Origin of the sequence: uncultured Fluviicola sp. (genome assembly GCF_902168135.1) — a bacterium.
GTDB lineage: Bacteria > Bacteroidota > Bacteroidia > Flavobacteriales_D > Crocinitomicaceae > Fluviicola.
Window position 1 is genome coordinate 1 of the sequence record NZ_CABHOL010000029.1, and the last position, 8,403, is coordinate 8,403.

At 42.1% G+C, this 8,403-nt stretch carries 7 protein-coding genes; 4 read left to right on the top strand and 3 right to left on the bottom strand.

Translation table 11 applies throughout. The annotated features are described in order from the left end of the window. Positions 1–280: 280 nt before the first annotated feature. Both QZT69_RS11750 and QZT69_RS11755 read left to right on the top strand, forming a co-directional pair. On the top strand, positions 281–1,006 hold the full coding sequence (locus QZT69_RS11750; protein ID WP_294674324.1) for a DUF72 domain-containing protein: 726 nt from the start codon (positions 281–283) through the stop codon (positions 1,004–1,006). A gap of 307 nt (positions 1,007–1,313) precedes the next feature. Next, complete coding sequence (locus QZT69_RS11755) at positions 1,314–1,655, top strand: YtxH domain-containing protein (RefSeq protein WP_294674325.1); 342 nt, start codon at positions 1,314–1,316, stop codon at positions 1,653–1,655. An 18-nt stretch (positions 1,656–1,673) separates the two neighbouring features. On the opposite strand, the gene QZT69_RS11760 is transcribed toward QZT69_RS11755, so the two are convergent. Genes QZT69_RS11760 through QZT69_RS11770 form a run of 3 tightly spaced genes read right to left on the bottom strand, consistent with a single transcriptional unit; the run spans position 1,674 to position 5,528 of the window. Beyond that, the gene (locus QZT69_RS11760; RefSeq protein WP_294674328.1) at positions 1,674–2,162 is read right to left on the bottom strand and encodes a CinA family protein; all 489 of its coding nucleotides are present in this window, start codon (positions 2,160–2,162) and stop codon (positions 1,674–1,676) included. Further along, positions 2,159–4,495, bottom strand: coding sequence for a glycosyltransferase (locus QZT69_RS11765; RefSeq protein WP_294674330.1), 2,337 nt, complete (start codon positions 4,493–4,495; stop codon positions 2,159–2,161). Before QZT69_RS11765 ends, QZT69_RS11760 begins: the two co-directional genes overlap by 4 nt. After that, positions 4,479–5,528, bottom strand: coding sequence for a pesticidal protein Cry7Aa (locus QZT69_RS11770; RefSeq protein ID WP_294674332.1), 1,050 nt, complete (start codon positions 5,526–5,528; stop codon positions 4,479–4,481). Before QZT69_RS11770 ends, QZT69_RS11765 begins: the two co-directional genes overlap by 17 nt. Positions 5,529–5,781: 253 nt before the next feature. Between QZT69_RS11770 and QZT69_RS11775 the strand changes: the two genes are divergently transcribed. Together QZT69_RS11775 and QZT69_RS11780 are read left to right on the top strand one after the other, a co-directional pair. After that, the gene (locus QZT69_RS11775; protein ID WP_294674334.1) at positions 5,782–6,702 is read left to right on the top strand and encodes a hypothetical protein; all 921 of its coding nucleotides are present in this window, start codon (positions 5,782–5,784) and stop codon (positions 6,700–6,702) included. Positions 6,703–6,856: 154 nt separating this feature from the next. Continuing rightward, positions 6,857–8,403 (top strand): two-component regulator propeller domain-containing protein (locus QZT69_RS11780; RefSeq protein ID WP_294674336.1); only part of this gene is annotated, 1,547 nt, incomplete at its 3' end.

Genomic DNA, 8,403 nt, shown 5'->3' on the forward strand with positions numbered 1-8,403 from the left:
TTTTTTTTTTTCAAGCAGAAGACGGCATACGAGATGCTCAGGAGTCTCGTGGGCTCGGAGATGTGTATAAGAGACAGGGGAATAAATAAATTGACAGGAAGAAAAATGATTATTGGCTGTTGGTGATTACAAAGAATCAGACTTCCGCGTTCCTCCGTGCTCGTCCGTGGGGAATAAATAAATTGACAGGAAGAAAAATGATCATTGGCTGTTGGTGATTACAAAGAATCAGACTTCCGCGTTCCTCCGTGCTCGTCCGTGGAAAACAAACTAAATTGATATGAATAAGAAATATTACATCGGTTGTTCAGGGTATTACTACCCGGCATGGAAAAACAAATTCTACCCGGCAGGTTTACAGCCCAAAAACTGGCTGGAACATTACAGCACGGTGTTCAATACCGTTGAATTGAATGGCACTTTTTACCGGACACCTAAATTGTCAGATCTCAAAAAATACCACGATGTAACACCTCCCGATTTCCGGTTTTCCGTGAAAATGAGTAAGCAGATCACACATATTCTGAAATTCCGGGAATCTCAATCACTTATCACCGAATTCCAGGCATTGATGCGCGAAGGGTTGGGTGAGAAATGCAGTCATTTTCTCTTTCAGCTTCCACCTTCCTTTCAGTATTCGGATGAGAACCTGGAGCTGGTACTGAATACTATTCCGAATCATCCTGAGAACGTCGTTGAGTTTCGTCATGCTTCCTGGTGGAACGATGAGGTGAAAAGGAAATTGACCGCGGCAGAGATAACTTTTTGCAATGTCGACTTTCCTGGTTTGGAAACATGCTTTATGCATACAACCAACGTGTTTTACCTTAGATTGCATGGAAATCCAGTCTTGTTCAAATCGCCCTACGAATCTTCAGAATTGCAAAAATTCTCCGAAAGAATTCCCCAAAGTTCCTCTGAAAGCTTTATCTATTTCAATAACACCTATTACGAAGCCGGATATGAGAATGCTATGCAAATGCAAAAAATAGTTGACCGGCGTTAGGAATAATTATCAGCAGGGAAAATGGAGACCGAATCTTAACAATAGTGGAATTTCTGCAAATCTCTTTAGAGAATATATAACCACATCCGGTTTGAAGCGGGGTATTTTTGAAGAAATGTTTAAGGTATTTTTTAAGCGGTCCATGTGTGGTAGTGTGGGTTAAGTGTTAAAAGGGAGAGTTGGGGTGAAGGCCGGCTCTCCCTTTTTTCTTTCCCCTCTTGTAATGTTGGTGAAAAGCGTGATTTATGTAATAAAACCATGTGATTTTGTAATGATCTTTCCTTTTCAAAAACGATCTTTAAAGCAAATGGCAAAGAATACTCATTCCAAAACAGAATATATGGACGCGACATTAAAACTTGCGGGACACATTTTAAAATTCATCATCGATAAATCAATGAATATGAAATCAGCAGAGAATAAAACGAAAACGGGGGAATCCACTACCGGGGAATCTCATTCCGTTTCGAAAGCGATCGGGACCCTGGCTGCAGGAGCTGCAGTAGGTTTGGCGGCCGGAATTTTATTGGCACCTGCCAAAGGGAAGAAAACCAGGGCAAAGCTGGCAGGGGAAGCAAAAGAATTTGCCGACAGATTGAAAAAGAAGGCGGGAGACGTGATATCCACGGCAAACAGTGCTAAAAAATAGAAGCAGGGACGTAAAATCTTACGTCCCTGTTTGTTTGATCAATTTTAAAATCAACCGGTATAATTCAACCGCCGCCTTTGTTTTAATCTCTAAAGGAGTTCCACGGAATACCTTCCGGAAATCATGAGTTTTATGCTTGTATCGAATTGCAAAAAAGACTGTTCCTACCGGCTTGTCCTTCGTTTCACTCCCATCTGCCGAAGCCAGACCGGTTATAGCGGCATAAACATCCGCTTCAAGCAATTCAGACAGGTTTTCTGCCATTTCTGCCGTCACTTCAGCGGATTCACAGGTATGGCGTCGAATGGTCGCCTGCTTCACTTGTAAAAGCTGTATTTTAGCCTTAGGTGTATAACATACAAGAGAAGCAAGCAGCACATTCGAAACACCTATGCAGGAAGAAAGCTTTACAGCTGCAAGTCCGCAGGTCATACTTTCAGCCAGGACTAGTGTCAGGCCATTGGTCTTCATATACTGAACAAGTCCGTTTGCTTTCTTTTGGATCATTCCTGAGATACGATATACAATTTCTTGGGTTTGGAGCTTCTGGCTTTATGTTGTTTTTCTAGAGTCATCCTGGCGATGAGGTAACTCACCGTCGATTCCGCTCCCTGGTTCAAATTAACATGATTATGTTCCAGGCCGTCGTAACATCCTCCCGTTCCGGGGTTGTAAATAATACGGGACAAATGATTATTCCCGAGAAACCAGCTGAAGGCAATTTCTGACTTTTCAAGATAACTGTCCATTCCGAATACTTCGAAAAAGTGGTCAAGAGCCAAGATGGTATACGCCACATCGATAGGTTGTTCTCCGAACTCTTCCGGTTGATGCCCTTTATGAAGCCAGCTTTTGTTGGAAATAACTTTGATTCCTGTTTTGTTAAATGTCAGGGACAGCAGGAAATCGAAGGATTTTTTGGCAATCATCTTGTAGAATTCATCACCCGTTTCTTCCCAGGCATATAACAATGCTTCCGGTAAAACACTGTTGGCATAGGTCAGGTAACTTTCGAACCACGACCAGTTTGGTTCCGATTCATGGCGGTAGATCCTCAATAATCGGTCTGCTAATAATTTGATTTGGGCTGTAATACCCGGATCTTTGTCTTCTATATTGCTGAAATGCAATCCTTTGATCGTGAAAGCAATTGCGCGCGGAGAATGCATGTGTTCTATGTTGCTTAAAGCTTTTCGAAGAATGGATTTTGCAAGTACTCCGAATGTTTCAGGGAAAATATGTTGTTTGGAAATCAGGTAACCCAATGCCCATATGGCCCGTCCGTTTGAATCGGAAAGATTTGTTTCATAATTAAATTTCGAGAACAACTGGTCCTGGTCCACATAATTGAGGAAATTACCGCCGGGCTGCTGACAGAATGCAATGAATTTCAAATACGTTTGAATAGCAACAAGGCTTGCCCCGTCAAGTGTGGCTTCGTAATACATGCATCGCGCGATCAGAGCCCGTGCATTGTCGTCCAGTGTATATCCGGATTCACGGTCGGGCTGATTGATTTTGGCAAATTGGAGCATTCCGAACCGGTCAGTAAGCCTGCTGAAATGTGCCAGGTTAATATCAGGTAGCATATAGCGTAGTTCGATTTTGCTTGTCATCAGCAGTTGAAATAGCTGTGCGTGTGCTATTGAGGAATTTTCCCAGGATGTCGGCGCCATACGTTCCAATCCGTTGGAAATAAACTGCTCCCTAAGTGTTTCGTTTTCAAACATACGCTCAACAGCATCAGCTAATTGGTCAGGGTTACTAAAATCCACTATAATGCCGGTTTCCTGGTCCAGGAATTCTTTTGCATGAGGCATTGGCGTTGAAATGATCGGACAACCACAACTCATGGCGTAGGAGAAAGTACCGCTTACGCTTTGGTTCGGGTCGAGGGAAGTAAAAAGATAAATATCCGTCAGTTGCAAATACTCCAGCAGTTCTTTCAGGGAAAGGTATTTGTTTACGAAAATGACGTGATTATCCAGCTTTAGATTACGGATCTTTGCTTTAAGCGATTCTCTGTAGGCCTCTCCTTCGAAAGCAATTACTCCGGGGTGTGTTTTCCCGATTATCAGGAAGATCACGTCAGGTTCATTATCTACTATTCGGGGAAGCGCTTCCAGGGTTGTTTCAATTCCTTTTCCGGAACTCAACAAGCCAAAGGTTGCAAGTGTTTTCTTTCCTTTTAGTCCGAACTTTTGTTTCAACTGTTCTTTATCTAAATGAGGAACAAGATGTGTTCCATGAGGAATGACTGTGATTTTTTTGGTAGGAATGATGTACTCGTTCTTCAATATGTCAGCGGCATTGTTGGTCATGACGATGAGTGAGTCGGAAAACAGCCCGATTTTTTGAACATGTGCTTTCAGGTTTGTATCCGGATTTGGAAGTACGGTATGAAACACCGTAACAACAGGTTTTTTCAGGGTTTGAATCAAAGTCAGGAAGGATTCTTCCTTATCCATTCGAAAAAGTCCGAATTCATGTTGGATGAGAACTAAGTTTATTCGTTTGTCGGCGTTGATCTTATCTGCCAAAGCGAGGTATTCTGCCGGTTCATCTGCCTGGAGTGTGTAAGTAACCTCTTTGGGATACTGATGGTCATTGAAACCGCTTTCCAGTGCACAGACCTGCAGCTCGAACGAACCGTCAAACTGTTGGTTTAAAGCGCTTAATAAATCCTGGGAATAAGTCGCTATCCCGCATTCTCTGGGAGGATAGGAGGAAATCAACAGTATTACCGGAACTTCCAGTTTGGAAAGTTTCACTTCGGATTCAGGATAATGATTCAGGAATAGGGATTGAGCAAATCGATTGTTGTTAACTGGATGCTTCATCTTTAATTGTGTTTAGTTTGAGTTCTGAAATGAGCTCTGAAAGACTCAGTGATGCATACGCAATCTGTCTGTCAGCAGCGCCATAATAGATATATAATGTGTCGCCAAACAATGCTGTTCCGCAAGGAAAACAGACATGATCGACTTCCCCGTGCAATTCCCAGTCGGTTTCTGGTTTAAACAAGGGGTATGGTAAACGTGCAATTTCTTTTCCCGGATTATGAATATCCAGCAGGGCCGCACAGGCCGAATAGATATTTCCTTCGGCAGTGCATTTCACTCCGTGGTAGATCAAAAGCCAGCCTGATTCTGTTTCAATTGGAGGGGCTCCCGATCCGATATAGCTTATTTCATGTTCATATTTCGGAAAGAGGATGGTGTTTTCATTCAGTCTTGATACATAATCTTCCCAAAAAGCAGGGGTGAGATCACTCAATTCATGGATTGCCACCAACTGGATATCCGGTTTTATGCGGTGCAGAAAATGGAGTTTCCCGTTAATCCGTTGTGGGAAGAAGACTACGTCTTTGTCCCAAACCAAATTAGTCCGATTTAATTCCGGAATGAATGGCGTTGAATGGCAGTATCCCAGGTAACGGTCTTCTATATCCCTGCCGCCTTTAGTCAGTGTTTCGAAATCGGTATAAGAAAACTGTGGTACAATCAGTCCCTGTTTCTCAAAAGTCTTCAAATCCCGGGAAATTGCCAAAGCTCCCAGGGCATTTACGCCATCGTAAGCTGTATAAGTCAGATAATACAGGTCATCGATCTTGCAAATACGCGGGTCTTCTACTCCCAGGGATTCATATTCAAATTCCGGATGAATAATTGGCTCCGCATTTCTCCGGATGATTTGGTGAGGACCGTCAAGCTTACAATAACCTATGGTAGAATGGTTCCCGGTTTTTACCGCACGGTAGAAGAGGTGTACACTATTTCCCTCGCGTATCACCCCCGGATTGAATACGCCATGACTTTCAAAATCATGCGTTGTCCGCTCCAATAAAACACCTTCTCTCGTAACCTGGATCATAGCTGTGGCTCCCGTAATTGTAATTCACAACAGGAGTTTGTAAAGATCAGTGCCGTTTACGCCAGATTTGTTATAAAAAATTTGGCAGGAGTTACATAATCACCACATTTCACAAATATTGGGAAGTTATCATTTGTGTAAAAAACTGATCCTGCGGTAATGAAACAATGAGTTACTTGCCCGAATTTTGATTTGATGTCATTCCTACTCGCGATATGGAAGGGCAAACATTCAAAATCACTAAAACACACACATGAAAAAGAACACATTTAAAACAGTATTTTTTGCAGCAGGAGTTTTAATGCTGCCACTAGCCGCTTGTAAAAAAGAGAGCGTTATTCCGAACGGAAAAACGAAGTCAAAGACCGAGATTGATCCTGCTAAAAGACCGGTTTACCAGGAGGGAATTGTTTCGCACAACGGTTTTGATGCCTTTGGAGACATTATAAGCGGTTATTATGAATTCTATGGACCATATCCTGGCTCGCAATACGTAAATGGTACACATCCTGCTTCGACAACCAACCAGACATTAAAGGGATGTGCGGCTTCCACCGGAAATATTATTTATGCCTATAAAACAGCTTCAGGACTGCAGGTTTTGGATGGTGGACCAATTATAAGTACCGTTATTCTGAATTCCACAGGAACAGCATTTACCCTTCCTATTGAAGAAATAGAAATCCATCCGCAAACGGGGGAGGTTTATGCATTGGTAGGTAGCAGTAACAAATCTATCGTCTCAATAAATCCTTCAACCGGATTTGCTACTCCATTAACTGTAAATGGAGGTTCTACCACGATCTTTACCGGAGGATTGATGAACGGGTATAAATGCGGGTCCATAGCATTTGTTCCGGATGGATTCGGGGGGTCCGAATTGGTCTTCTCTCATGAATCGGACGTATATGCATCCTCGGGTATTGTTTCCTGGCATTTTACAATCTCAGGTACAAACCTTATAAGTAATGTTGCTAATCACCGCACTTATGCAGGAATTCCCGGAACAGTAGGATCCGGAATTAATACTACGTACGGAAACGGAAAACTTTATTTCGCCCGGCATGGAAGTTCCAACCCGGTATATTCACTGAGCCTGACTTCCAATACATTTGCTTCGGAAGGATTTTCAGTAACTAATAATAACGATTTCGGATACTGGAAAGCGTTTTAATTGAAACAACACTTGAATGAATAAAAGAGAGGCTTTCAGTTGGAAAGGCTCTCTTTTATTGAAAATTGATTTTTGGTGTAAATAGGAATTCATCTGTACGATTTGTTAACTCTCCGGATACTCAATAATACGGGTTAATTACTATTTTTACTAGGTGCTGAACAAATGGATTATTTACTGCCTGCTGCTGATTTCTGCATCAAAGGCCTATTCACAAAAGCTGGTGTTTGAAAACCTGGGAGTCAAACAAGGACTTCCTGCTATGGAGGTTTATAATCTGCACCAGGATTCCCGGGGTTATGTATGGGTATTTACGGAATACGGGATTGTGAAGCACAACGGGACCAAATTTGTTCCGGTATGCAAAAATATTCCCTTGAAAGAAAGCGCTGTATATGGCGTTACCTCATCGCAGGCGGGTGAAATGTACATTGCCAACTCGAAAGCACATGTTTATCGCATAGCGAATGATCGTGCTATTCCGCTTAAAGGGTTTGAAGAATATACCCGCAGGATCAATAAAACGAGCCAGCCGGTATTGAGCCTGCTCATCGACAGCCGGGATAAATTTTATCTTTCGTATTTTGGACAGACTTTTGTAGTTCCTAAAAGCCATTATAAAAGAACTGAACAGTCGATAATCGCTCAAAAACGTCCAATTTCAGCTCCAAAAGCGAATCAATTGTTCACCATCCGGAAAAATGATCCGGCAACGGGTAAATTATATATCTCAATTGCTGATCGTTTGGGGAATGAAATGCAGAGGTTCGTAAGTGATTCCATTAATATGAGCAGGAGCTGGAGCTATGAATTCAACGGGAATACTTATCTGTCTTTCCTGGACGAAATCCGGTTATTCCGCAAAAATGGAACCGTAAAGGTGCACCGGTTTAAGAACCACGTCATTAATTACAAAATAGCTCCCAACGGACATGTATGGATTGCACTGGGAGGAGACGGATTGTGGGAACTTGATGAAGAGCTCAATCCCGTGGAACATTACCTTGATAACATGATTGTATCGGATGTCCTAATCGATAATCAATCGGGAATGTGGGTGTCTACTATCGGCGATGGAATTTATTACTGCCCGGATGTAGCCAGGTTGTCTTTTTGGAATGTAAATGGGCTGAACGGAAAGATAAGAATGCTGAAAAGGATTGGTGATAAGGTATTCATCGGGACGGAAAAAGGAAAATTATTCGTCCGAGGAAATCATCAGCTTACCGAGATATATTTGAAAGATGTTGCAGTTGCAGGAGTTGTGGGGGTAAATGATATTGTTGAGTTCGAAAAAAAGTATTACGTTGGTACCAGGCAGGGGATTTATATATTGGATGAAGAATTCAAACTCCTGCAGTTTATCCGGTATTCCGCTTATTCTTTTCTAAAAAATAACGACTCTTTATTGTTTACAACCGGATCCTGTATTTACCGGAAAAGAAAGGGAGAACAGTTGGTTGAATTAGTTAAAGAACATTCCTGGAACCGGATTCTCGTTGAACGGAATCCAGGGGAGTTTTTTATTAATCTTGCTGATGGATTATACCGGTTTAAGAAAACCTTTTCCGATCCGACAGCCGTTAAAGGCTTCCAAAAGAAAAATATTTCAAGGATAAAGTTAGATTCCGAAAAGAATATCTGGATTTGTACCAAAGGAGATGGACTTTATTGCCTGACACCGGCCAACAAGCTCCTTCA